Here is a 24345-nt window from a genome sequence, read left to right as displayed (position 1 = left end):
TGATGGCGGCAGCTAAACCGTACTCAAAGGCCGTGTGGACCATGAACCGTCGTAAGAAGATCAAGCAGCTGTTGCAGGCGCACCAGAAGAAAGCCAGCGCCAAACTCGCGCCGCGCAAGCCCAGGTACATCTGCAAGGCTGACCGTTTGAAGCTGGAAACAGAAGGGGTGGAGGCGGCCCCACCCCAGGCTGACTGAAGCGCCAGCAGCCGGTGTGTCGGCTTCAGCGGCGGTAGTGCCGGTGTTCGTCATAGTGGCGTTGGTGCATCGCCCGCTCATGGCGGCGCTCCCAATCCCGGCGGCGTTCCCAGTCACGTCGCCGCTCCCAGTCGCGCCGGGCCTGCTCGCGGCGCCACTGCTCGCGGCGCCAGTCCCCCCTGTGGTCGTGCCAGCGGTGGTCATCATGGGCCAGCAGGGGCGCCGGCTGAACAGCGGCGGCATTGGCCACGCTCGACCAAGGGTTGCTGGCCGCAGGCAACGCTGGCTGAACGGCCGGGGCCGCCACCTCGGCCGGTTTCAGTGGCAGGGCCGAAGCCGTGCCCGCTGCTGCAAGCGAGAACAGACCGAACAGCATCCACCTGGCGACTTGTATTTTCATGAGCGAAGCCCACCTCTGATCACAATTGAGCTATCAGGCCAGCGGTGAGGCAAGCTGCTTCGCCTGCCGTGACCGTTCTGTGCCACCCTCATAGACCAGCAACCAGGAAAAAGTTCGCTGTAGCAATAACTTGTACAATTATGCGGCAAGCAACCCGCCCGGCCCAAACCGGATCAGCGTTCGGCAAACACTGCGCGCAGGTGGCTGCGGTAATGCTCGAACGCAGCGATTGCGCCGTTTATCGCCTCGGCCTCTTGCTGTTCATCCAGCGCCAGGGCGTCCACACGGGCCACAAACTCACGCCAATGCAGCGCACGGCCATCAGGGTGCGGGGCCAGGTGGCTGGCGCCCTGGTCTTCACCCAGGCCCAGGCGTTGAGTGTACTTGAACAGAAACGCAGCCCCCAGGTTCGACCCCTCGCTGCAATACAGCCAGCCCAACGCCTGCGCCGGGCTGGCGCACACCGAAGGTGGTGGCGGTGGCGCGGGCAGGCCCAGGTCCAGCAGGTCGGCCTGCACCGCGGCAAACCGTGACAAGGCCGACAGCCCCGGTAGTTGCCGGTTGAGCTGCGGGTCCTGATACAACGCCAGCAAGCTGCCATGAAAACCATGCTGCACCTGCAGGAACCGGCCGTAGCGCTCGCGGCTCTCAAACGGCCGTGCCGCCATGACCAGCTGATCGACGCTGTCATGGTCGCGGCTGCTGGCCGCTTTCAAGCGTTGGCAGCGGCCTGGCTGCGAAACAGAGGGGGGTGCTGCGGTCATCGGCATATCCGTGGCATGAACGTAATGCGCCCATCATGCTTGCCACCTCGGCCAGCAGCAAGCGTTGCGCGGTGTCAGTCGCTTGCCCGGCTGGAGCCCTTGCGCGAGCCGGCTGAGCCGTCGCGGGCGAACAGCCCATGGACCACTGCGCGCAACCAGCGGTTACCCCCGTCCTGGTGGTAGCGGGCGTGCCAGTGCTGCTTGACCGTGAAACCCTCGACCGCGAACGGGCAGTCGTGCACCTGCAAATCATGCATGTCGGCCAACGTCTGGCCGATATGGCGGGGCAGGGTGGCGATCAGGTCGGTGCTCCCGAGGATCATGCCCAGGCCCAGGAACGCCGGTAGCTCCAGCACGATGCGGCGCTCGATGCCGGCCCGCGCCAGTGCCGTTTCCAGCAGCTTCTGGCCGGTGCCGGCGCTGATCTGCACATGGCCTTCGGCGTGGTAGCAGGCCATGCTCAGGCCGCCGGCCAGGCGCGGGTGCCCGCGCGCGCTCAGGCACACCCAGTCCTGGTCGAACAGCACTTGCTGGTACATGCCACCGCCCAGCCACGGTACGAAGCCGATCGCCAGGTCAGCTTCACCCGATTCCAGCGCGCTTTCGCTGTTGCCATCGATGCGTACCGCCTCCAGGCGAATGCCGGGCGCGTGGCTGCGCACGTGGTTGAGGATGCTGGGCAGCAAGGTGATGTGGCTGGCGTCGCTCACACACAGGCGAAAGCGCCGTTGTGCGGTAGCGGGTTGGAACTGCGGTTCCCAGGCCGCCAGCCGGCGCAGTGACTCGAGGACTTCGCGGCACGGCCCGATCAACTGGTCGGCGCGTGGGGTGGGCGCCATGCCCCCAGGGGTGCGCACGAACAGCGGGTCGTTCAGTTGTTCGCGCAGGCGGCCCAGCCAGATGCTGATGGTCGGCTGGCTCTGCCCCAGCTGTTCAGCGGCGCGGGTAACGCTACGGCAGTGGTAGAGCACATCGAACAGTTGCAGCAGCTTGGGTTCGGGCAGTACCGGGGGAGTGGTCATTATTGCAAATCTCAATGGGGCTATTTGCTGCATTGTATAGCGCTAATAAGCGTGGCTGCATAAGGTGATCGCAAACCACGGAGGTCTGCGATTTGAAAATCTGCATTTTGGGTGCCGGCGCCCTGGGCTGCGCCATCGGCGCGGCCTTGAACGAAGCCGGGCATGAAACCTGGCTGCTCAACCGAGGCCGTGCCCATGTCGAGGCCATCAACCAGCACGGCCTGCAGGTGCAGGATGAGCGCGGCCAGCGCCAAGTCCGCGTGCATGCGGCGACGTGTGCCGATGAGGTGGGGGTGGCCGACCTGGTGGTGGTCTTGGTGAAGTCGTTCCACACCGCCGAGGCGATCGCCGGGGCCACGGCGCTTCTGGGCCCGCAAACGCTGCTGCTGTCACTGCAGAACGGCCTGGGGCACGAAGATATCCTGGCGCAGGCGGCCGGGCGCGAGCGGGTACTGGCTGGCAAGACCTATGTCGGCGGCGTGCTGCTGGCGCCGGGGGCGATCCGCGCCGGGGTGGCCGGCAAGCAGACCTACATCGGTGAACTGGACGGGCAGCGCAGCGCCCGCGTGCAGGCTATCGCCGAGGTATTCAACGGTGCCGGCCTGGCCACCACGGTCAGCGACAACATCCTCGGCACCATGTGGGACAAGCTGCTGGTCAACGTCGCCACCGGTGCGCTCAGCGCCATCACCAGGCTCAGCTATGGCCAGCTGTACAGCGAGCCGCTGCTGGCGAGCACCGCCAAGGCGGCCGTTGCCGAAGCGATCGCGGTGGCCGAGCGCGCCGGTATCCGCCTGAGCCTGACCAACCCCGAGGCAGCCTGGCAGTTGGCCGCCGAAGGCCTGCCGGCGAGCTTTCGCACCTCAATGCTGCAGAGCCTGGAAAAAGGCTCGATCACTGAAATTGACTTCATCAACGGTTCCGTCGTGCGCTGGGGCCAGCGCCACGGCGTCGCCACACCCGTCAACGCCACCCTGGTGGCGTGTATCAAAGGCATCGAACGCGCGATGGCCGACCAGCAGAACAAGGACAACCCATGAGCCAGCCGAAAGCCTACCTCGAACACGTCGCCTTCTGGGTGCGTGACATCAACTGGCATATCCGCTTTTTCAGCGAGGTGTGCGGCATGACTCTGCGCGAGTCGCAGGGTGACCCCGAGCAGCCGACCCAGTACTGGACCCTCGGCGGCCTGCAGTTCATCCACCAGCCCGACTTTGCAGGGCCTGAAGGGCGCATGGCGCACCTGGGGATCATGTGCGAAGACCTGGAAGCGGTGCTGGCGGCAGCACAGCGTTTCGGCGTCAGTGCAATGCCGCAGGGCCGCAACTGGCTGCGCTTGCCCGACGGCCTGGCCGTGGAGTTCATCCAGGCATTGCCCAAGGCGACGGTCGCCCAGGCACTGGCTATCAACCCACGTGCGCAGGTGCAGCCATGAGCGTGACTGAAAAGTACTGGGACGACGCCCGCGAGGGCGATGAATGCATCAGCCCGAGCTACACCGTCACCCGCGAACGCATCCTGGCCTATGCCGACCTGACCGGTGACCATACCCCGGTGCATGTCGATGAGGCGTATGCCAATGCCAGCCACTTTGGCTGCCTGGTTGCCCACGGCCTGTTCGGCCTGTCGATCGCCGATGGCTTGAAGACCCAATGCGATTACCGCTTCGTGCCGGGCATGTCACTGGGCTGGACCTGGGATTTCGTGTTGCCGATCAAGGTCGACGATGTGCTGCATGTGCGCATGCGCGTTGGCGCGATGCGCCTGAGTAAAAGCCGCCCGGGTTGGGGCATCGTGGTCCTGCCGTCGGAGCTGATCAACCAGCACGGCCAGGTCGTGCAACGCGGTGAGCACCGGCTGATGGTGCCGTGCAAGGGGGCAGCATGAGCCAGGCATTGCCATTGGCGGGTATCCGCGTCATCGACTACAGCCATTTTCTTGCCGGGCCTTATGTAGGGCGTTGCCTGGCGGCGCTGGGCGCCGAGGTGATCAAGGTTGAACGGCCAGGCAGCGGCGACGCCGGTCGCCAGCACGCGTTCACCCTGGATGACCAGCAAAGCGGTTACTTCCTGCAACTGAACATGGGCAAGCAGGGCGTCAGCGTCAACATGAAGGACCCACGCGGCAAGGCCTTCATGCAGCGCCTGACCGATTCGGCCGACGTGTTCATCGAAAACTACCGGCCGGGCGCGCTGGACAAGCTGGGGTTGGGCTATGCCGAGCTGGCGACGCGCAACCCGCGGTTGGTGTACTGCTCCATTTCCGCCTATGGCCACACGGGGCCGGATGCACACCGCGCCGGCTTCGGGCTGATTGCCGAGGCCAAGAGCGGGATCATGCAGATGGTTGGCGTACCGGGCGAAGCACCGCCGTTGCTGCGCATTTCGCTGGGCGACATGTACACCGGCATCCACGCCGTGGCAGCCATCAATGCCGCCTTGCTGGGGCGCGTCAGCAGTGGCCGTGGCCAGCACATCGACATGGCCTTGTACGACACGTTGGTGTCGATGCATGAGTACGCGGTGCAGTGCTTCACGCTGTCCAACGGCACCGTACTGCCCGAGCAGACCGGCCATGACATGCCCACCTCGACGTTGTATGGGGTGTTCCGTGCCGCCGACGGCGACCTGGTGATCGCTGCCCAGGTCGATGACGCCTGGCGGCGCTTTGCCGCCATGCTTGAAGCCAATGGTGGCCCGGCAGGTTTTGCCAGCGACAGCCGCTACCACAGTGTGAATGGCCGCAATGCCCACCGCGAGGCAATTCTGGCGGTGGTGCGCGATTGGGTGGGCGCGCGGCCAGTGGCGGCTATCCTGGCCTTGCTCGATGCCATCGACGTGCCCAGCGCCAAGGTACAGCGCATCGACGAGGTGCTGGCCGACCCGCAGATTCAGGCGCGCAACATGGTCGTCGAACAGCATCACCCGCGCTATGGCACACTGCGCCTGCCCAACCTGCCGTTCCGTTTTTCCGACTGCGACACCACCATCCACCAGGTGGCCCCGGACCTGGGCCAGCACAACGCCGAAGTCGCCGCCGGGCTTGGCTTCAGCGCCGAAGAAATCACCGCCATGCAGGCAGACGGGGTGCTGTTCACCCATGGAGAGGCACGATGAGCGACCGCTATGCAGTGATCGGCCGACCGATCAACCACACCAAGTCTCCGCTGATCCACGGGCTGTTCGCTCAAGCCTGTGGCCAGCAGCTGGAATATGGCGCAATCGAGGGGTCGCTGGAGGGCTTCGAGGCCCAGGTGCTGGCGTTCCGCGGTGAGGGTGGGCTGGGCATGAACATCACGGCACCGTTCAAGCTGCGCGCCTTCGAACTGGCCGAGCGCTGCAGCGAACGAGCGCAACTGGCCCGGGCAGCCAACGCCCTGAAGTTCGAGAACGGCGGCATCTTGGCAGAGAACTTCGATGGTATTGGCCTGCTGCGCGATATCGAGGTCAACCTCGGGGAGCCGCTGCATGCGCGTCGTGTGCTGGTACTGGGGGCGGGTGGCGCGGTGCGTGGGGCGCTGCTGCCGTTCCTGCACGCCGGCCCTGCCGAGCTGGTGATCGCCAACCGCGACATGGCCAAGGCGGTGGCGCTGCGCAATGAGCTGAATCACCCGCGGCTGCGAATCAGCCGGTACGAAGAACTGCCGGGGCAGGCTTTCGATATCGTGGTCAACGCCACCTCTGCCAGCCTGGTCGGTGAGTTGCCACCGCTGCCGGCCGGGGCCCTGGCCCAGGCCCGGCTGGCCTACGAACTGGCTTATGGCAAAGGCCTCACGCCATTCCTGCGCCTGGCCCGTGAACAAGGTGTGGCGCGCCTGGCCGATGGTGTGGGCATGCTGGTCGAGCAGGCGGCAGAGGCGTTTGCCTGGTGGCGCGGGGTGCGCCCCGAAACCGGTGCCGTGATCGATCGCCTGACCATCCCGCTGGAGTAGGCCTATGGTTGCCAACGTGCCCGTGCAGCTCCGCGCCCACGAACGGCGGCTCGGTTGCCCATGACCGGGTAGCCAACGCAACGCCCTGGCACCCTGGCCCACCCAGCAGCCGCCCAGCGCTCGCGCCAGACCACCTGCATTGCCTTGCTGGTGGCAATCACGTTCTTCATGGAAAACCTGGACGCCACCGTCATTGCCACCGCGCTGCCGCACATGGCCAGCGACTTCAGCCAGAGCGCGGTCAGCCTGAACATCGGTATCAGTGCCTACCTGATGGCCGTGGCGGTGTTCATCCCGCTCAGTGGCTGGCTCGCCGAGCGCTTTGGCCCGCGCCAGGTGTTCGCCGGGGCTATCGCCTTGTTCACTGCCGCTTCGTTGCTGTGTGGGCTGGCCGCCAGCCTGGAAGCCTTTGTGGCTGCACGGGTGTTGCAGGGCATCGGCGGCGCCCTGATGGTTCCGGTGGGGCGGTTGGTGGTGTTGCGCGCCACCGAGAAAAAAGACCTGGTGAAGCAGCTCGCGGTCATCACCTGGCCGGGCCTGGTGGCACCGGTACTGGGCCCGCCGCTCGGTGGCCTGATCGTCACGCACGGGTCGTGGCCGTGGATCTTCTACCTGAACATTCCCCTCGGTTTGCTGGCCCTTGCCGCCGCCTGGCTGTTGATACCCGACACCCGCTGCGAGGCGCCGCGCCGCTTCGACACGCTGGGCTTCGTCTGGTTGGGCTCGGCCTGTGCGGCTTGGCTGGTGGGCCTGGAGCTGCTCGGGTCACTGGCCGGCGACAGCCTGGGGGCAGGGCTGGTACTGGTAGTGCTTGGGGCTGTGCTGACCGGATTGGCCATCCGTCACGGTCGGCGCCACCCGGCCCCCCTGTTGCCCCTGCACACCCTGGCCATCCGTACCTTCAGGGTCTGCATCGTGGGCGGCACCCTGTTCCGCCTGTCGATCAGCGCGTTACCGTTTCTGATCCCTTTGCTGTTGCAGGTCGGCTTCGATCTGCCACCGTTGGACGCCGGCCTCTTGGTGCTGGCGATCTTTGCCGGCAACCTGGCGATGAAGCCGTTCACCAGCGGGTTGTTGCGGCGCTTTGGTTTTCGCCGCGTGTTGCTGGGCAACGGCCTGGTCGGCGTGGCCTGCATCCTGGCCTGCCTGGGGTTGCAGCAGGGCATGGCGTGGTACTGGATGGCGCTGGTGCTGTTCATGGGCGGGCTGTCACGGTCGATGCAGTTCACCACCTACAACGCGGTGGGGTTTGCCGATGCGCCGCAGCAGCAGATGGCCGAGGCATCGACGCTGTTCAGCATGTGCTTCCAGCTGGCCATGGCCTTGGGGGTGGCGGTGGTGGCGCTGCTGTTGCGCGTGGCCATGCAACTGCGTGGCGGCGAGAGCGGGTTGACCGTTGCCGACTTCCACTGGGCGTTGCTTGGCCTTGCACTGATTGCCGGTGTGGCCCTGCTGGACGCCCTGCGTTTGCCGGCCAATGCCGGCGATCAGGTGTTGCGCAACTGAGGCAACGGGCTGCGTTGCAGCCCATCGCCGGCGAGCCCACAGCACGCGGGTGCAGCGCAAACGGCTGGCTTGCCGTCGCGTTCAGGCGCCGCTGACCAATTGCAGGGCCAGCTGGTTGTGGCGTTCCAGCACCCGTGGCAGGTCGATCGTGGCTAACTGGCCGTCCTTGACCACCACCCGGCCATTGATGACGCTGGTGTGAACCTGGGTCGGGGTGCAGAACACCAGCGCGGCCAACGGGTCGTGGTGGCCGCCGGCGTAAGCCACATGGCCCAGGTCGAACGCGACGAAGTCGGCGACCATGCCGGGTGCCAGGGCGCCGATGTCGTTGCGGTTGAGCACTTTGGCGCCGCCCAGGGTAGCTATTTCCAGCGCTTCACGGGCGGTCATGGCGTCTGGGCCGAAGCCAACCCGCTGCAGCAGCAGGGCCTGGCGCACTTCGCCGATCATGCTGGCGCCGTCATTGGAGGCCGAACCGTCTACGCCCAGGCCAACCGCAACGCCGTGGTCACGCATCTTGCGCACCGGGGCAATGCCGGAGGCCAGGCGCATGTTCGAGCAAGGGCAGTGGGCAACCCCGGTACCGGTACGGGCGAACAGCTCGATGCCATGCTGGTCGAGCTGTACGCAGTGGGCGTGCCAGACGTCGTGGCCGACCCAGCCGAGGTCTTCGGCATACTCGGCGGGCGTCATGCCGAATTTTTCACGGCTGTAGGCGATGTCGTTGACGTTCTCGGCGAGGTGGGTGTGCAGCGAAACGCCATACTGGCGCGCCAACACCGCAGCTTCGCGCATCAGGTCGCGGCTGACCGAGAACGGCGAGCAGGGCGCCACGACGATGCGGCGCATCGACCCGTGACTGGCATCGTGGTAGTCCTCGATCAGGCGCTGCGACTCCTTGAGAATGTCGGCTTCCTTCTCGACCACCGCATCTGGCGGCAGGCCGCCCTGGCTTTGCCCTACGCTCATGCTGCCGCGCGCGGCATGGAAGCGCATGCCGATCTCGCTGGCAGCATGAATGCTGTCGTCTAGCTTGCAGCCGTTGGGGTAGATGTACAGGTGGTCGCTGGAGGTGGTACAGCCGGACAGCATCAGCTCGGCCATGGCGGTCTGGGTCGACACCGCGATCATTTCCGGAGTCAGCCGAGCCCAGATCGGGTACAGGTTGGTCAGCCAGTTGAACAGTTCACCGTCCTGAGCCGCCGGCACCACGCGGGTCAGGCTCTGGTACATATGGTGGTGGGTGTTGACCAGGCCCGGGATGACCACCTTGCCGGCCATGTCCAGCACCACGTCGGCGTGCTGCGGCAGGCTATCGCTGGGGCCTACTTGCTTGATCAGGTTGTCTTCGATGTACAGGCCGCCGTTTTTGATTTCGCGGCGTTCGCTGTCCATGGTGACCAGCAGTTGGGCGTTTTTGACGAGGAGGGTTTTCTTGGTAGCGGTAAATGACATGGCTTAAGCCCGTCGCTATACGCCTGGGCGATTACCGAGGTCGTAGGCGAACGCGTATGTAATCAGGAATCCTGAAAGTTGTATACATCAGCGCTCGATTGATGAAATCGAGTCATCCGATTAGTGAAATAACACCAGAAATACGAATTAAGTTTACCAATAGACTGGTGACCTTATTTCTGGAGCCTGTCTTGATGTCCGCTTTCGAACCAAGCCCTGGGGTCGCCACCCCCAGCCGGCACGCTGCAATCAGCATTGCCATTCTGGCGTTTTCAGCCTTTTTGATCGTGACCACCGAATTTCTGATCGTTGGCTTGCTGCCCGCGCTTAGCCAGGACCTGGGTATTTCCATATCGCTGGCGGGGCAGTTGGTCACCCTGTTCGCATTCACCGTGATGCTGGCCGGCCCGCTATTGACGGCGGCGTTGGCGCACCTGGACCGCAAGCGCCTGTTCATCGGCATTTTGCTGGTCTTCGCCGCAGCCAATGCGCTGGCTGCTGCCTCCGGCAGTTTCTGGGTGCTGGCCGTCGCCAGGGTGATACCGGCACTGGCGCTGCCGGTGTTCTGGGGCACCGCCAGTGAAACCGCCGGCCACCTGGCTGGGCGCGACAGGGCCGGGCAGGCCATTGCCAAGGTCTACCTGGGTATCTCGGCGGCGATGTTGCTGGGTATCCCGTTGGGGACCGTGGCAGCAACGGCGGTGGGGTGGCGCGGTGCATTCTGGATCCTGGCTGCGTTGTCGCTGCTGATGGCGCTGGCGATGTGGGTATGGATGCCGCACGTGGCGCGCACGGCGAAAGTTGACTTCATGCAGCAGGCGCGCATTTTCAAAGAGCGTTTTTTCCTGGCCAATGTGCTGCTGTCGGTGGTGGTGTTCACGGCCATGTTCACGGGCTACACCTACCTGGCCGACCTGCTGCAGCGGGTAGCGGGCGTGGCCCCGGCGCATACCGGCTGGTGGCTGATGGGCTTTGGCGCGGTCGGCTTGCTTGGCAACTGGATCGGCGGGCGGGCCGTGGACCGCTCACCGCTCAGGGCCAGCGCGCTGTTCCTGGTGCTGTTGGCCATTGGCATGGCGGCGCTGGTGCCGCTGGCCCAGGGGGCCGTGCTGTTCTGCCTGGCGCTGGCGCTGTGGGGCATTGCCAACACGGCACTGTACCCGGTGAGCCAGGTGCGGGTGATGAGTTCGGTCACCCATGCCCAAGCCCTGGCGGGTACCACCAATGTGTCGGCGGCCAACGCCGGTATCGGCCTGGGGGCCGTGCTGGGTGGCATGACCATTTCCCACCTGGGGGTCGGCTACGTGGGCTACGTGGCGGCTGGCATCGCCTTGCTGGCGCTGGCGTTGGTGCCCGTGGTGGGCCGGCTGGCGCCTCAGCCCGGTGCGCAGGCCCGGCTGCCGTGAGGCGCCAGGCGCGGTAGCAGGTAGTCGAGCAAGGCGCGAACCTTGGGTAGCCCTTCGCGGCTTTTCAGCCACACCAGGTTCATTGGCAAGCCGTCGGTGGCCAGTGCCGGCAATACTTCGACCAGGCGCCCCTGGTCGAGGTACTGCTGGGTCAGCCAGGTGGGTAGCTGGCCGATGCCATGGCCGGCCAGCACCGCTGCCACTTCGCCTTCGCCATCGCCCACGGCAATGCGCGGCTGCACGGTACGCCGCTCCATTTCGCCGGGGTGGCGGCCTTTGAAGTACCACGGGCTGACCAGGCCGTCGGTGTGGCCATAACCCACGCAGTGGTGGTGCTCCAGGTCGCGCTCGTGTTGCGGTACGCCATGCTTTTCCAGGTAGCCAGGGGCGGCACAGAACATCAGGCGCTGGGCACCGAAGTATTGGTGGCCCAGCGCCGCCGGCCAGGCATCCGGGCCACCGATGCGCACCACGATATCGATGCCCTCGTGCACCGGGTCGACGAAACGGTCGGAGAACGACACATGCGGCTGCAGCAACGGGTGCAGGCGGATGAAGTCGAGGATCAGCGGCAGCACATGCAGGCGACCGTAAGAGGCGGGCAGTTCGATCCGCACTTTGCCATGGGGTTGGTCATCGCTGGCCGCCAGGGTGTGCTCGACTTCTTCCAGGTCGGCCAGGACCGAGGTGCAAGTGCGATAGAACACCACGCCCGCTTCACTCAGCGACAGGCTGCGCGTGGTGCGGTTGAACAGCCGTGCGCCCAGGCGGGCCTCCAGCCGGGCCACGCTCTTGCTGATGGCCGAGCTGGTCAGGTTGAGCCGCTCGGCAGCTGCCGTGAAACTGCCCAAGTCAGCGACGGCGACGAAAACGTCAATGCCTTTGAGGCGTTCGGAAGAGTACATGGGTGGCTTCTATGATGAACTGGGTTCCCGGTTCGGGTGTGCCTATTGAAGCCTCGCACGTGGATTTCATCAATGAGTTTCGCCTGGCCTGGCCGGCAACGTGACCCGAAACGCCCGGGTAAGCCCCAGCAGTACCAGCAGGCCCATGCCCATCCAGCACAGGCCAATGCTGAACGACAGGCTGGTCAGGCTACTCCACAGCCACAGCGTGCTGAGAAAACCCAGCCCCGGTATGGCGCCGTACAGCACCACATTACCGGCACCGCGCAGCTTGCGGTCGATGAGGTAGTGCTTGACCACCGCCAGGTTCACCGCCGAAAAGGCGAACAGTGCGCCGAAACTGATCATGTTGGCCACGGTGTCGAGGGTAATGACCAGGGCAATCAGCGACAGCAGGCTGACCACCAGGATGGCGGTGGCCGGTACGCGCTTTTTCGTTGCAAGCTGGCCAAACGCCCGCGGCAGCACGCCGTCTCGGCCCATCGCGAACAGCACCCGTGACACGCTGGCTTGCGACACCATGGCCGAGGCGAAGCAGCCGGCCACGTAAGTGGCGGTGAATGCGCTGACCAGCAGTTCGCCGCCTACCCGGCGCATGACGTCCACCGAGGCCGAGTCCGGGTCGGCAAAGCTGCCCCAGTCGGGGAAGACCAGTTGTGCGCAGTACGACACCACCAGGAACAGCAAGCCGCCGATCAGGGACACGGCAAGGATCGCCAGCGGAATACGGTAGGTCGGGTTGCTGGTTTCCTCGGCCATGGTCGAGACCGCATCGAAGCCCAGGAATGACAGGCACAGTACGGCCGCGCCGGTCATCACCAACGGCACGCTGAAACCGTCGTGGTGGAACGGCGCCAGCAGCGAAACGGGTTCGGCCTGGCCGCTCAGCCTGAGCACGGCCAGGCCGACGAAAACCACGATGAACACCAGTTGCGTCACCACCAGGATCCAGTTGACGCGGGTGATCGACTCGATGCCGATCAGGTTGAGGAAGGTGACCAGGGCGATGGACCCTGCCACCCACACCCAGGCATGAATGGCCGGGAAGTATTCCGACATGTAGATGCCGATCAGCAGGTAGCTGAGCAGTGGCAGGAAAATGTAGTCGAGCAGCAGGGTCCAGCCGGTGATGAAACCGATGTGGCTGCCAAAGGCCTTGCGGGTATAGGTGTAGACCGAGCCGGAGTAGGGGTGGGCCTGGACCATGCGGCCGTAGCTGTAGGCGGTCAGCAGCATGGCGGCGAGGGTCAGCAGGTAGGCAGTGGGCAGGTGCCCCTTGGTCATCTGGGTGACCAGCCCATAGGTGGTGAAGACCGCCAGCGGCACCATGTATGCCAGGCCGAACAGCACCAGGGCGGTCATGCTCATGGACTGGCGCAAACGCCCGCTGCTGGCGGCAGGTTGCGCGGTGGCGGGCGGGGTGGTGGGGTGAGCTGTACTTGTTGTTGTATGCATTGCTAACTCCTGGAAAGGGATGCAGGCCACTGCGGCAGGCGAGCAGGCTCGTTACCGGGGTGTCGTGCAAGGAGGTCGAGCGCAAGGCTCGCAGCGCTGGGGCGGGTTGATGCTCCCACACCCCGCCAGCACCCGGAATCACCCTTTGGGGTGAGCCCAGGCAGCGGCCATCCGGCTCACCCCAAAGGGTGATTCCGCAGGTTCCCCTGCCATGGGAGTATCTGCCCAACCACGCACCGCACTGGCGGCGGTGCCTTACTCCATATGGCAGGCCGACTGTGACTATCCAATTGCTTTCAGAACAGTGGTTCGAGCACCAGGCCAAGGTCACCGAGGCAATCGGCCGGCCTGGCTTCGCCGCCAACCTGTTTGCAGCACTGGGCGTGATCCGGCCGATCCAGGCCACCACGGTGTACCTGTACCCGCACCACGGCATGCCCTGCGCGCTGTTCGAGCAGGACGACAAGGCGCCCTGGCAGCCCGAGGGTAACGTCAGCCGCTACCTGTCGGGTTTCTACCTGCTCGACCCGTTCTACGGTGCTTGCGTGGAGCAGCTGGGGTCTGGCTGCTACGGCCTGTTCGAGGTGGCACCCGACCATTTTGAGGTCAGCGAGTACTACCAGTCGTTCTACCGCCACTCGCACCTGGCAGACGAACTCAACTACATCCTGCAGCTGGCCCCCGGCCAGAGCCTGGCCGTGTCGCTGGCTTTCACCGACAAGCTCGACCCGCAAACCCGTGCACTTTTCGGGCACATCACGCCCTGGGTGCTGGCGCTACTCGGCAAGCATTTTGCCGGCGTCGACAGCCGTGCCGGGCGCTTCGAGAACATCCTTGAGCAGCGTATTCACGCTGCGCTGAACAACTTCGGCAGCTCGTTGCTGACCGAGCGCGAATGCCGCATTGCCCAGCTGATCTTGCGCGGCCATTCGACCAAGTCGCTGGCCGAGCGCCTGGGTGTGTCGGAAGACACCATCAAGTCGCACCGCAAGAACGTCTACGCCAAGCTCGATATCGGCACCCAGTCCGAGCTGTTTTCCCTGTTCATCGACGCGCTGGCCAATGCCCAGGGCGTGCTGGGCAAGGACCCGCTGGAAAGCTATATGGGCAAGCGGCGCTGAGCGCCGCTGCCGTGCACCCCACCGCAAAGGAAAACCAACAATGAATGCGCCTTTCGCCCCGCAACGCCAGACCCGTGACTACCAGGCAGCCGACGCCGCGCACCACATCCATGCCTTCCTCGACCAGAAGGCGCTGAACGCCGAAGGGCCGCGGGTGATCGTAGGTGGCGAGCGCCTGCACCTGTGGGACAGCGAGGGCAAGCGATACCTGGATGGCATGTCCGGGCTGTGGTGCACCCAGCTCGGTTACGGCCGCCGCGACCTGACCGCCGCTGCCGCCAGGCAGATGGACCAGCTGGCGTACTACAACATGTTCTTCCACACCACCCACCCGGCGGTGATCGAGCTTTCGGAGCTGCTGTTCAGCCTGCTGCCCGGGCACTACAGCCACGCGATCTACACCAACTCCGGATCCGAGGCCAACGAGGTGCTGATCCGCACCGTGCGCCGCTACTGGCAGGTGGTCGGCCAGCCAAGCAAGACGATCATGATCGGCCGCTGGAATGGCTACCACGGCTCGACTCTGGCGGCCACGGCGCTGGGTGGCATGAAGTTCATGCACGAAATGGGCGGGCTGATCCCGGATGTGGCGCACATCGACGAGCCCTATTGGTACGCCGAAGGCGGTGAGCTGAGCCCGGCCGAGTTCGGCCGCCGCTGTGCCTTGCAACTGGAAGAAAAAATCCTGGAGCTGGGCGCCGAAAACGTTGCTGGCTTCATTGCCGAGCCGTTCCAGGGCGCAGGCGGCATGATCTTCCCGCCGGAAAGCTACTGGCCGGAAATCCAGCGCATCTGCCGCCAGTACGATGTGCTGCTGTGTGCCGACGAGGTGATTGGTGGCTTTGGTCGTACCGGCGAATGGTTTGCCCACGAATACTTCGGCTTCCAGCCCGATACCCTGTCCATAGCCAAGGGCCTGACCAGCGGCTACGTACCCATGGGCGGGCTGGTGCTGAGCAAGCGCATAGCCGAAGCGCTGGTGGAGCGGGGCGGGGTGTTCGCCCACGGCCTGACCTATTCCGGCCACCCGGTGGCAGCGGCGGTGGCCATCGCCAACCTGAAAGCCCTGCGTGACGAAGGCATCGTGCGCCAGGTGAAGGACGACACCGGCCCCTACCTGCAGCGCATCCTGCGCGAGGTGTTTGCCGACCACCCGCTGATTGGCCAGGTGCAGGGCGCAGGCCTGGTGGCGGCGCTGCAACTGGCAGAGCACAAGCCTACCCGCAAGCGCTTTGCCAATGAAAACGACCTGGCCTGGCAGTGCCGGACCTTCGGCTTCGAGGAGGGGGTGATCATTCGCTCCACCCTGGGGCGGATGATCATGGCGCCGGCCTTGATCGCCAACCACAGCGAGCTGGATGAGCTGGTGGAGAAAACCCGCATCGCCGTTGACCGCACGGCGCGCCTGGTTGGCAAGCTCTGACAGTCCGTCAGCACAACCGCTTGAAAGGAGTACAAATGTACACCCTCGAATTCTGGCAGCAACGCGCTGCGGACCTGTACTTGCCGGCCAGCGCCCTGATCGCTGGCAACGCCGTGAAGGCCCAAAGTGGCGCGACCTTTGCCGCTATCAATCCCGCCACCAACCAGGTGCTGGCGCAGGTCGCCGCCTGCGCCCAGGCCGACGTCGACCTGGCCGTGGCCAGCGCACGGCAGGCCTTCGAGCACGGCCCGTGGGCGCGCATGGCCCCCGGGCAGCGCAAGCAAGTGCTGCAGCGCCTGGCCGAACTGATCATGGCCCACCGCGAAGAGCTGGCGTTGCTGGACTCGCTGAACATGGGCAAACCGGTCATGGACGCCTACAACATCGATGTGCCCGGGTCGGCGCAGGTATTTGCCTGGTACGGCGAGGCGCTGGACAAGCGCTACGACCAGGTGGCGCCGACCGCCACCAATGCATTGGCCACCATCACCCGTGAGGCCGTGGGCGTGGTGGCGGCAGTGGTGCCGTGGAACTTCCCGCTGGACATGGCCGCCTGGAAGCTGGCCCCGGCCTTGGCCGCGGGCAACAGCGTGGTGCTCAAGCCGGCCGAACAGTCGCCGTTCTCGGCCTTGCGCCTGGCCGAACTGGCCCTGCAAGCCGGTTTGCCCGAAGGCGTGCTGAACGTGGTGCCGGGCCTGGGCGAGCAGGCCGGGCAGGCCCTGGGCCTGCACCCAGACGTGGATTGCCTGGTGTTCACAGGCTCCACCCAGGTGGGCAAGTACTTCATGCAATACGCGGCGCAGTCCAACCTCAAGCAGGTATGGCTGGAGTGCGGGGGCAAGAGCCCGAACCTGGTGTTCGAGCACTGCCAGGACCTGGACCTGGCTGCGGAAAAGGCGGCCTTTGGTATTTTCTTCAATCAGGGTGAGGTCTGCTCCGCCAACTCGCGGCTGTATGTGCAGCGTTCCATCCACGATGAGTTCATCGAGCGCCTGCAGGCCAAGGCCCGGCAATGGCAGCCTGGCAACCCGCTGGACCCGGCCAGCCGCGCCGGGGCGATTGTCGATGCTGGCCAGGCAGCGCGTATCCAGGCCGCCATCGACCGCGCGCGGCAAGAGGGCGCGCGGCTGGTGTGTGGCGGTCGGCGGTTGCATATCGGCGGGTCGGACAACTACATCGAGCCGACCATCTTCGCCGAGGTCGATGCCAGCATGAGCCTGGCGCAGGAAGAAGTGTTCGGGCCGGTACTGGCAGTGAGTGCCTTCGACAGTGAAGAGGAGGCGGTGCGCCTGGCCAATGACAGCATCTATGGCCTGGCGGCTTCGGTGTGGAGCGACGACTTCAACCAGGTGCACCGCGTGGCGCGGGCGCTGAAAGTCGGTACCGTGTCGGTGAACACGGTCGATGCACTGGATGTCACGGTGCCTTTCGGTGGCGGCAAACAGTCGGGGTTTGGCCGCGACCTGTCGCTGCATGCGTTCGACAAGTACACGCAGCTCAAGACCACCTGGTACCAGCTGCGCGGCTGAACCCGGGCCGGCGGCAAGCACGACCTGCCGCCGGCCGCTTACTCATACGCCTGCACCCCGGCAATATGCCGCCCGGCCACGTAGCCGAAGGTCAATGCGGGCCCCAGGTTGATGCCGCCAGACGGGTACCAGCCACCGAACACACTGGCCATGTCGGTACCTGCCGCGTACAGCCCGGTGATCGGCTGGCCGCTGGCATCCAGTACCCGTGCCTGGCCATCGGTGCGCAACCCGGCAAAGGTGCCAAAGCAACCCGGCTTCACCTTCACCGCGTAGAACGGGCCCTGTTCGATTGGCGCCACACACGGGTTGGGGCCTGGGTGTTGCGGGTCGCCCTGCTTGCGGTTGAATGCGGTGGAGCCACGGCCGAAGGCCGGGTCCTGGCCGTGGCGTGCAGGGCTGTTGAAGGCCTCGACGGTGGCGCGCAACCCGTCCGCATCGATGCCGCAGGCAACCGCCAACGCTTCGAGTGTGGCGCCACGTTTCAGGTAGCCACTGCGCACATGCGGCCACACCGGCAGTGGCGCCGGGCGGGCATGGCCCAAGCCATAACGGCGTAGGAAACGGTGGTCACACACCAGCCACGAACACACCTCCTGGTCCGCTGGCACTGCCGCGACCATGGCTGCCACATAGTCATAGTAACCGTGCGCTTCATTGACGAAACGCTTGCCGTTGGCCAGCACCCCGATGATGCCCGGTTTGCCCCGTTCGATGATGTGCGGGAAATGGCCGACAGTGCCATCGCCATGCGGCACCTGCGAAACCGGCGCCCAGGCCACCGGCGACTGCAGGTCGGTGGCCACCACGCCACCTGCTGCCTCGCCCAGGCGCAGGCCATCGCCAGAGCAGCCCTTTGGCGGCAGGGCCAGGGTGTCGTGGCCGCTGGCGTCGCGGGGGAACAGCTGCCGGCGCCGGGCAGCGTCGTGAGGGAAGCCGCCCGCTGCCAGTACCACTGCCTTGGCGCGGATACGCTGCTCGCCTTGCGGGGTCGTCACCAGCGCGCCGCACACCTGGCCTGCTTCGACCAGCAAATGCTTGGCCGGCGCCGACACCTGCAGCTGCACGCCCAGGTCCTGCGCCGACTTGGCCAGCCGCGCCACCAGTGCCACGCCGTTGACCAGGTGCATGGCCCGGCCATGGCGGGCCAGATGGTACAGGTGCCGGCCGAAGCGCTTGCAAACGTGCAGCAAGGCCTTGGGCGAACGGGTCATGTTGAGGAACGCGGCAAGGTCGGCGCCGGCCATGATCGGCATGCCCATGAACGAGGTTTCGCGCAGGGTCTGGCGCAGGCGTGGCAGCAGTGCACCCACCTCGCGGGCATCGTACGGTGCGGCAATCACCTGATGCCCACCTTCGGCGGCGCCAGGGGTGTGGCCGTGCATGTCCGGTATCGCATTGCCGTCGGCAAACTGCAGCGCCGTATGCTTCTCGAAAAACGCCACCATGTGGGGGCAGGCTTCAAGGAAAGCGTCCACCCGTTCGGCATCGTAATGGGCACCCAGCTCATTGCGCAGGTAGGTCCGTGGCTGCTCGATGTCTTCATCGATGCCGGCGCGGCGCGCCAACGGGTTGCGCGGCACCCAGGCCCAGCCACCGGACCAGGCCGTGGCGCCGCCCAGCACTGGCTCCTTTTCTACCAGAATCACCTTTTGCCCATGCCAGGCAGCTGTTACAGCGGCGGCCAGCCCGGCGGCGCCTGAACCTATCACCAGTACATCGCATTCGGTTTCGAAGGGGGCAGGGGGCATCGCACTAATCCTGTATTGTTATTGGAACGTGGTTCTATATTCTTATTTGGCCCGTGTCGATCCGCAAGGGCAGGGCTGACCGCCCGCGCAACAAGCGGGCGATAATCGAACAATTGGCAGGAGCTGGCATGTGTACCCTGTCGGCGATGTGGAATCATCTTCTAGAACTCGCAAAACGTAGCAAGGACCTGTGTCATGGCTGGTAGTCAGATCGAACGCGCCTTCAATCTTGTTGAGAGCCTTGCCGGTGAGCCCCAGGGCCTGGCATTGCAAACCCTGGCCGAGCGCCTGGATATCCCTAAAAGCGCCGCGCACCGCATGCTGGCCGAGCTGATGCGGCTGGGCTACGTACGGCAGAACCGTGACAACAGCCGCTATCAGCTGTCGGCCAAGCTGGTCGCCCAAGGCTTCCGTTACCTGGCCAGCAGTGGTGCCGATGTCATTCAGCCGATTCTCGACCGCTTGGCCCAGGACAGCGGTGAGCTGGTGCGCCTTGGTGTCATCGATGGGGGGCGGCAGACCTGGATCGCCAAGTCCCAGGGCGCGCGCTCCGGGTTGCGTTACGACCCGGACATGGGGCGCGACGCGCCGCTGTTCTACACCGCGTCCGGGCACGCCTGGCTAGCCAGCCTGGACGATGAGCAGGCGCTGCAGATGGTGCTGCGCCAGGGCATCGCCGACCCGAGCCAGTTCGGCCCGAATGCGCCGCGCACCACCGACGAGTTGCTCGCCTACCTGCACCGCGCCCGCGAGCTGGGTTATGCCTGGGTCGAGCAAACCTCGGCGGTGGGCACCTCGGCGCTGGCTGCGGTGGTACGGCGCCCGCAAAGCGGCGAGGTGATTGGCGTGCTCAGCATTGCCGGGCCCAGTGCACGCCTGGCGCAAAGGCGTTTGGCCGAGCTGGCCCCCCTATTGCTGGCGGCTACCGAGGAACTGTCTGCCGCCAGCCACGCCAGCGAACTGTTTGCCTGAGGGATATTCCGGTCGATTACCGCACAGTCTGTTCAGCAGGCTCTTCTGAAAAGTTGAACCTGGTTCTAAATTGTCCAGTGTGAATTTTGGAACGCAGTTTCATATTCGCACTACAACAATGACAAGAGGACAGGCTGTTGAACGCACCCCTTCGTATCGCCCTGGTCGGCGCTGGCATCATGGGCCGCCAGCATTACCAGCACTTGCGCAATGTACCCCAGGCCCGGTTGTGCGCGGTGGCCGACCCCGGCCCGCAGGCCGAAGCCTTCGCCGTCGACTGCGGCGTGCCGTACTTTGCCGACCACCGGCAGATGCTGCAACGCGTGCAGCCCGAGGCGGTGATCATCGCCAACCCGAACAACCAGCACGTGGCCACTGCGCTGGATTGCGTCGAAGCCGGCGTGCCGGTACTGGTGGAGAAACCGGTGGGCGTGCAGCTGCAGGAGGTGCGGGCGCTGGTCGAGGCGTCACGGCGGTGCAAGGTACCGGTATTGGTCGGCCACCATCGTCGGCACAATCCATTGATCGCCAAGGCGCACCAGGTGATCAGCGAAGGCAAGCTGGGCCGGCTGATCAATGTCACCGCACTGTGGCAGTTGCAAAAGCCCGACAGCTACTTCGACACCGCCTGGCGCCGCGAGCCGGGTGCGGGTTTTTTGCTGACCAACCTGATCCATGACCTCGACCTGCTGCGTTACTTGTGCGGCGAGGTGGTACAGGTGCAGGCCTTCACCCGCAACGACGTGCGCGGGTTCGCCAACGAAGACAGTGCCGCCGTGCTATTGCAGTTCGCCAATGGCGCCTTGGGTAGCCTGACCGGCTCGGACGCCGTAGCGGCGCCCTGGAGCTGGGAGCTCGACTCGGGTGAAAGCCCGCTCTACCCGCGCCAGGATGGCCAGCCGTGTTATCTGCTGGCCGGCACCCAGGGCTCGCTGAGCATTCCTCAGCTCAAGCACTGGCACTACGCCGAGCCGGGTTCGGGGTGGCACACACCGTTGTTGCAGCACCAGCACAGCATACCCGCCGGTGAAGCATTGACCCTGCAGTTGCAGCACTTCGTGCGGGTCGCCCGCGGTGAACAGCCGCCTTTGGTCGATGCCGCCGACGCTGGCCGCACCCTGGCTCTGATCGAAGCGATCCGCCAGGCTGCCGCCAGCGGCCGCGCCTGTGCTCCCGAGCACATTGCCTGATACCCTCTTTGCTGGTGACGACGAATGACTGATCGAATATTTTCCCTCGCGGCCCTGACGGTACTCGAACTGTCCCCGCCAGACATGGTCGAGGCTGCAGCCCGCGCTGGCTACAGCCATGTTGGCCTGCGCCTGGTGCCGGCCACCGAGCAGGAACAGCACTACCCGCTGGTGGCCAATGCCGATCTGCGCAGGCAGACCCAGGCACGCCTGCGCGATACCGGCATCCAGGTGCTGGACCTGGAGATCCTGCGCCTTAAGCCGGACACCTGCGTGGCGGACTTCGAAGCCATCCTGGCGGTGGGTGCCGAGCTGGGGGGTACCGAACTGCTGGTGGCAGGCAACGACCCGGACGAAGCACGGCTCACCGAGCGCTTTGCCGCGTTGTGCGAACTGGCGGCGGGCCATGGCATCCATCCGCACCTGGAGTTCATGCCCTGGACCGACGTACCCGATTTGCGCCAGGCCATGCGCGTGGTAGCCAACGCCGATCAGGCCAATGGTTGCGTGCTGGTGGACGCGTTCCATTTCAACCGCTCCGGCTCTGCGCTGAGCGACCTGGCGCAGTTGGCACCGCAACGCATGCGCTATGCCCAATTGTGCGACGTGGCGGGGCCAGTGCCGGCCGACATGGACGAAATCCTGCGCCAGGCGCGTAACGAACGGCGCTTCCCGGGTGATGGCGATGCCGATCTGGTCGGGCTGCTGCGTGCGCTACCGGCCACCCTCCCGCTGAGCCTGGAAATCCCTACCCGGCAGTTGCTGGAACAAGGGATCAGCGGCGAACAGCGTGCGCGCATGGCGCTGGACCACGCCAAGGCGGTATTGGCCAAGGTCTGACAGTGGCCAGTGCGGCGCGGCGCCTTCGTTGACCGGTGGCGCAAAAAAAGGGCCCGCAAGGGCCCCGTAGAGGTAACTGAGCAGCGCCTCAGGCGCTTTCGACCTGGCGCGGCGCCATGAAGTACATCCATACCAGCGCCAGGAAGTACATGGCCGGGATCATGGTGAACAGCACGGCATAGTTATTGTGGGTAGCCGTCAGCACGCTGCCGACGATCTGCGTCATGAACATCCCGCCAATGGCTGCGCACATGCTGCCGAAGCCGAACACGGTACTCACCAGGTGCTTGGGCGTGTAGTCCATCACCAGGCTCCAGATGTTCGCCGTCCAGGCCTGGTGCGCCCCCACCGCCAGCGAAATGGCCGCCACCGCGACCCAGAGGCCGCTGGCGTTGGCGGCCAACACTACGCTGACCATGGTGCAGGCGAAGACCAGCATGGACAGCAACCGCGCCGTCGTGGCGCGCACGCCGCGGCCGATCAACCATGACGACAGAATGCCACCGCCGATGCTGCCAAAATCGGCCGTCAGCCAGATGATGATCAGTGGGATACCCATCTGGGTCACATTGATGCCCAGGCTGTACTGTTGGTTGAGGAAGGGCGGCAACCAGTACAGGTAGAACCAGAACACCGGTGCGGTGATCGCATAGGCCACCGCGAACGCCCAGGTCCCGCGCAGGCGCAGTATGCGGCTGAACGGTACCCGGGTCGGCTCGGGCTCGACAGCTTGCTGGATGTACTGCACCTCGCTCTGCCGCACTGTCGGGTGGTCTTCAGGGTTGTAGTACTTGACCAGCCACAGCACTACCCACACCAGGCCCAGGCAGCCCATGGCGATGAATGCGGCCTGCCAGCCCCACACGGCCAGAATCAGTGGCAGCAGCGCTGGGGTTACCATGGCGCCGACATTGGTACCGGCATTGAACAAACCGGTGGCGATGGCCCGCTCACCGGCCGGAAACCACAGGCGCACGGTTTTCACGCAAGCCGGGTAGTTGGCGGCTTCGGTCAGGCCAAGGATAAAGCGGCAAACCATGAAACCGGCAGCCGAGGTGGCCAGGCCATGGGCGCCGGTGGCCAGGCTCCAGAGCAGCACGGCAAAGAAAAAGGCCCGTTTGACGCCGACCTTGTCGATCAGCCGGCCTTGCAACAGAAAGCCGATGGCGTAACCGACCTGGAACCAGAAGTTGATGTTGGCGTAGTCCATCGCCGTCCAGCTCATTTCCTTGGCCAAGACAGGCTGCATGATGCCAAGGGCGGCGCGGTCGATGTAATTGAGGGTGGTGGCGAAGAACACCAGGGCCAGCATGCCCCAGCGGGTCTTGCCAACGCCGAAGGCGGCGCGAAGCTTGTCGCCGATCGAACCCTGGGGCATCCGGGGCGCGGCGGGGTGAGTCTTGGAGTTGTTCATGACGGCTCGTTTCTTGAAATTGTATTCAACTGCGGTGCTGCGGGTGCGTGACCATTTCCCAGGCAAGGGTGCACGCAAGGCCGGTGCATGGTGAGCAGTGCGGGCGGCAGCGTCAATTCAAGAGGCGGGCTAATGTTCGGTTACCGAACGCTTGCGAGTGCTGGCGAGGCGTCAGGGCGAGCGCTGAGCCGGCGCTGGTTATTCGCGCAGGCTGCGTGGTAGCAGGGCACCTGGTATTACCCAGCTTTCCACTTCGGCGCGGCTGTACTGCCTGATCCACTGGCGCAAGGTCTTGTGCAAGGTGCTCTTGGCTTCGACAACTTCACCGGTATAGGGGTTTTGATAAAACTTGCTGAGCCGCGCCCGGAAACCGGTCGGTGAAACCAGTGCGTGGGGTTGCCGGGTGAACAGGTCGAACGTGTTGCGCTGCTCAGGTGCCATGATGCTCAGCACCTGCCTTAAACCGAATTGATATTCGGCCAGCAGGTCGTGCAGTTTGCTTTCGAATTCCAGCTCGCGGCGAAGCTGGGGGTCAACCTTGATGAACTGTAGTTCGTCTTTCTTGTTGGCGAGTAGCCATTCGAGGGCGCGGAACTGGGCAAGATGAGACATGGGGCTTCCTCCAGTGCGTGATGGCACCAGTGTTAGCGCGCCGGTCAGAGCAACGCAAGTGGGGAAATAATTTGAGATTTTTGCAGGGCATTCTTCGCTGTTGTGTTGTACGAAAGTCCAGTTCTAAGTTGGGTTGTCAGTAACTTCTTACAGCGGTTGCCTTCAATAACTTCAATCAATGAATGCCTGGGGTTTTGCCTGTCAGGGCATCTGCTGAGGCGCTGCTGGTTGCTTGAGCCCAATGGTGTGCACGCTGGGGGGATCGGTTCTTACAAGGAGCGAGCGCAGCTCGCGATTGCGCCGCGCGGGCGGCGCTCGATCTCACAGGCACTGCATATCTTGTGACAAACACCTGTCAGCCCTAAGGCGACCCCTGTGGGAGATTCTATGGTTTTAGGGAAGTTTTTTAAGCGGCTTTTGACCGATACTCGTCTCCGCTTTTCAGTAGGGCA

General features: G+C 64.8%; 23 protein-coding genes. 14 read left to right on the top strand and 9 right to left on the bottom strand.

The features are described 5' to 3' along the window. The first annotated feature begins 41 nt into the window (after positions 1-41). Positions 42-197 carry a DUF2986 domain-containing protein gene (locus tag QME24_RS22135; protein ID WP_009685121.1) on the top strand — a complete coding sequence of 52 codons (156 nt, stop codon included), beginning with the start codon at positions 42-44 and terminating at the stop codon, positions 195-197. A gap of 25 nt (positions 198-222) precedes the next feature. Here QME24_RS22135 and QME24_RS22130 read toward each other — a convergent pair whose 3' ends face one another. The 3 genes from QME24_RS22130 to QME24_RS22120 form a co-directional block, all read right to left on the bottom strand. Next, the gene (locus QME24_RS22130) at positions 223-597 is read right to left on the bottom strand and encodes a hypothetical protein (RefSeq protein ID WP_029886079.1); all 375 of its coding nucleotides are present in this window, start codon (positions 595-597) and stop codon (positions 223-225) included. Positions 598-770: 173 nt separating this feature from the next. After that, positions 771-1361 carry a biliverdin-producing heme oxygenase gene (locus QME24_RS22125; protein WP_029886078.1) on the bottom strand — a complete coding sequence of 197 codons (591 nt, stop codon included), beginning with the start codon at positions 1359-1361 and terminating at the stop codon, positions 771-773. 74 nt (positions 1362-1435) lie between these two features. Continuing rightward, a complete protein-coding gene (locus QME24_RS22120) occupies positions 1436-2383 on the bottom strand; it encodes a LysR family transcriptional regulator (RefSeq protein WP_280091785.1) in 948 nt (315 codons plus the stop codon). 92 nt (positions 2384-2475) lie between these two features. Between QME24_RS22120 and QME24_RS22115 the strand changes: the two genes are divergently transcribed. The 6 genes from QME24_RS22115 (at position 2476) to QME24_RS22090 (ending at position 7820) form a co-directional block, all read left to right on the top strand. Next, positions 2476-3423, top strand: coding sequence for a ketopantoate reductase family protein (locus QME24_RS22115; protein WP_054905650.1), 948 nt, complete (start codon positions 2476-2478; stop codon positions 3421-3423). Beyond that, complete coding sequence (locus tag QME24_RS22110; protein ID WP_029886075.1) at positions 3420-3818, top strand: VOC family protein; 399 nt, start codon at positions 3420-3422, stop codon at positions 3816-3818. Before QME24_RS22115 ends, QME24_RS22110 begins: the two co-directional genes overlap by 4 nt. Next, the gene (locus tag QME24_RS22105; RefSeq protein ID WP_029886074.1) at positions 3815-4270 is read left to right on the top strand and encodes a MaoC family dehydratase; all 456 of its coding nucleotides are present in this window, start codon (positions 3815-3817) and stop codon (positions 4268-4270) included. The genes QME24_RS22110 and QME24_RS22105 overlap by 4 nt, the downstream gene beginning before the upstream one ends. Beyond that, positions 4267-5499, top strand: a complete 1233-nt coding sequence (locus QME24_RS22100; protein WP_054905649.1) for a CoA transferase — start codon at positions 4267-4269, stop codon at positions 5497-5499. The genes QME24_RS22105 and QME24_RS22100 overlap by 4 nt, the downstream gene beginning before the upstream one ends. Further along, positions 5496-6314 carry a shikimate dehydrogenase gene (aroE, locus tag QME24_RS22095; protein WP_280091784.1) on the top strand — a complete coding sequence of 273 codons (819 nt, stop codon included), beginning with the start codon at positions 5496-5498 and terminating at the stop codon, positions 6312-6314. The genes QME24_RS22100 and aroE overlap by 4 nt, the downstream gene beginning before the upstream one ends. 93 nt (positions 6315-6407) lie before the next feature. Beyond that, positions 6408-7820 (top strand): MFS transporter, encoded by a 1413-nt coding sequence (locus QME24_RS22090; RefSeq protein WP_280091786.1) that lies wholly within the window; start codon positions 6408-6410, stop codon positions 7818-7820. A gap of 81 nt (positions 7821-7901) precedes the next feature. On the opposite strand, the gene QME24_RS22085 is transcribed toward QME24_RS22090, so the two are convergent. Further along, positions 7902-9275, bottom strand: a complete 1374-nt coding sequence (locus QME24_RS22085) for an 8-oxoguanine deaminase (protein WP_192439927.1) — start codon at positions 9273-9275, stop codon at positions 7902-7904. 194 nt (positions 9276-9469) lie between these two features. On the opposite strand from QME24_RS22085, the gene QME24_RS22080 reads away from it, so the two are divergent. Next, positions 9470-10681 carry an MFS transporter gene (locus QME24_RS22080; RefSeq protein WP_161892749.1) on the top strand — a complete coding sequence of 404 codons (1212 nt, stop codon included), beginning with the start codon at positions 9470-9472 and terminating at the stop codon, positions 10679-10681. On the opposite strand, the gene QME24_RS22075 is transcribed toward QME24_RS22080, so the two are convergent. After that, the gene (locus QME24_RS22075) at positions 10651-11586 is read right to left on the bottom strand and encodes a LysR family transcriptional regulator (protein WP_009685106.1); all 936 of its coding nucleotides are present in this window, start codon (positions 11584-11586) and stop codon (positions 10651-10653) included. The two genes, QME24_RS22080 and QME24_RS22075, sit on opposite strands and share 31 nt — an antisense overlap. A gap of 69 nt (positions 11587-11655) precedes the next feature. After that, on the bottom strand, positions 11656-13041 hold the full coding sequence (locus QME24_RS22070; RefSeq protein WP_154211477.1) for an APC family permease: 1386 nt from the start codon (positions 13039-13041) through the stop codon (positions 11656-11658). Between the two features lie 278 nt (positions 13042-13319). On the opposite strand from QME24_RS22070, the gene QME24_RS22065 reads away from it, so the two are divergent. Genes QME24_RS22065 through QME24_RS22055 form a run of 3 tightly spaced genes read left to right on the top strand, consistent with a single transcriptional unit; the run spans position 13320 to position 17114 of the window. Then, the gene (locus QME24_RS22065) at positions 13320-14162 is read left to right on the top strand and encodes a helix-turn-helix transcriptional regulator (RefSeq protein ID WP_054912317.1); all 843 of its coding nucleotides are present in this window, start codon (positions 13320-13322) and stop codon (positions 14160-14162) included. Positions 14163-14202: 40 nt separating this feature from the next. Continuing rightward, positions 14203-15585: an aspartate aminotransferase family protein gene (locus QME24_RS22060; RefSeq protein WP_009685103.1), complete on the top strand. Its 1383-nt coding sequence runs from the start codon at positions 14203-14205 to the stop codon at positions 15583-15585. Positions 15586-15620: 35 nt separating this feature from the next. Then, the gene (locus tag QME24_RS22055; protein ID WP_280091852.1) at positions 15621-17114 is read left to right on the top strand and encodes an aldehyde dehydrogenase; all 1494 of its coding nucleotides are present in this window, start codon (positions 15621-15623) and stop codon (positions 17112-17114) included. 38 nt (positions 17115-17152) lie between these two features. Here QME24_RS22055 and QME24_RS22050 read toward each other — a convergent pair whose 3' ends face one another. Next, positions 17153-18865 (bottom strand): FAD-dependent oxidoreductase, encoded by a 1713-nt coding sequence (locus QME24_RS22050; protein WP_192439930.1) that lies wholly within the window; start codon positions 18863-18865, stop codon positions 17153-17155. Between the two features lie 195 nt (positions 18866-19060). Between QME24_RS22050 and QME24_RS22045 the strand changes: the two genes are divergently transcribed. The 3 genes from QME24_RS22045 (at position 19061) to QME24_RS22035 (ending at position 21867) form a co-directional block, all read left to right on the top strand. Beyond that, entirely contained in the window at positions 19061-19837 is a 777-nt protein-coding gene (locus QME24_RS22045) for an IclR family transcriptional regulator (RefSeq protein ID WP_192439931.1), read from the top strand. A 137-nt stretch (positions 19838-19974) separates the two neighbouring features. Then, positions 19975-21027 (top strand): Gfo/Idh/MocA family oxidoreductase, encoded by a 1053-nt coding sequence (locus QME24_RS22040; RefSeq protein ID WP_192439932.1) that lies wholly within the window; start codon positions 19975-19977, stop codon positions 21025-21027. A gap of 24 nt (positions 21028-21051) precedes the next feature. Then, positions 21052-21867: a sugar phosphate isomerase/epimerase gene (locus QME24_RS22035; protein ID WP_192439933.1), complete on the top strand. Its 816-nt coding sequence runs from the start codon at positions 21052-21054 to the stop codon at positions 21865-21867. 88 nt (positions 21868-21955) lie between these two features. On the opposite strand, the gene QME24_RS22030 is transcribed toward QME24_RS22035, so the two are convergent. Continuing rightward, positions 21956-23281, bottom strand: coding sequence for an MFS transporter (locus QME24_RS22030; protein ID WP_054905638.1), 1326 nt, complete (start codon positions 23279-23281; stop codon positions 21956-21958). Between the two features lie 198 nt (positions 23282-23479). Beyond that, positions 23480-23893, bottom strand: coding sequence for a histone-like nucleoid-structuring protein, MvaT/MvaU family (locus QME24_RS22025; protein ID WP_154211475.1), 414 nt, complete (start codon positions 23891-23893; stop codon positions 23480-23482). Between the last annotated feature and the right edge of the window lie 452 nt (positions 23894-24345).

The organism is Pseudomonas sp. PARCl1 (genome assembly GCF_947311875.1).
In the GTDB taxonomy this organism is placed as follows: Bacteria; Pseudomonadota; Gammaproteobacteria; order Pseudomonadales; family Pseudomonadaceae; genus Aquipseudomonas; species Aquipseudomonas juntendi.
The sequence above is the reverse complement of the archived record's forward strand: the minus strand, read 5'-3'. Positions and strand labels throughout refer to the sequence as shown.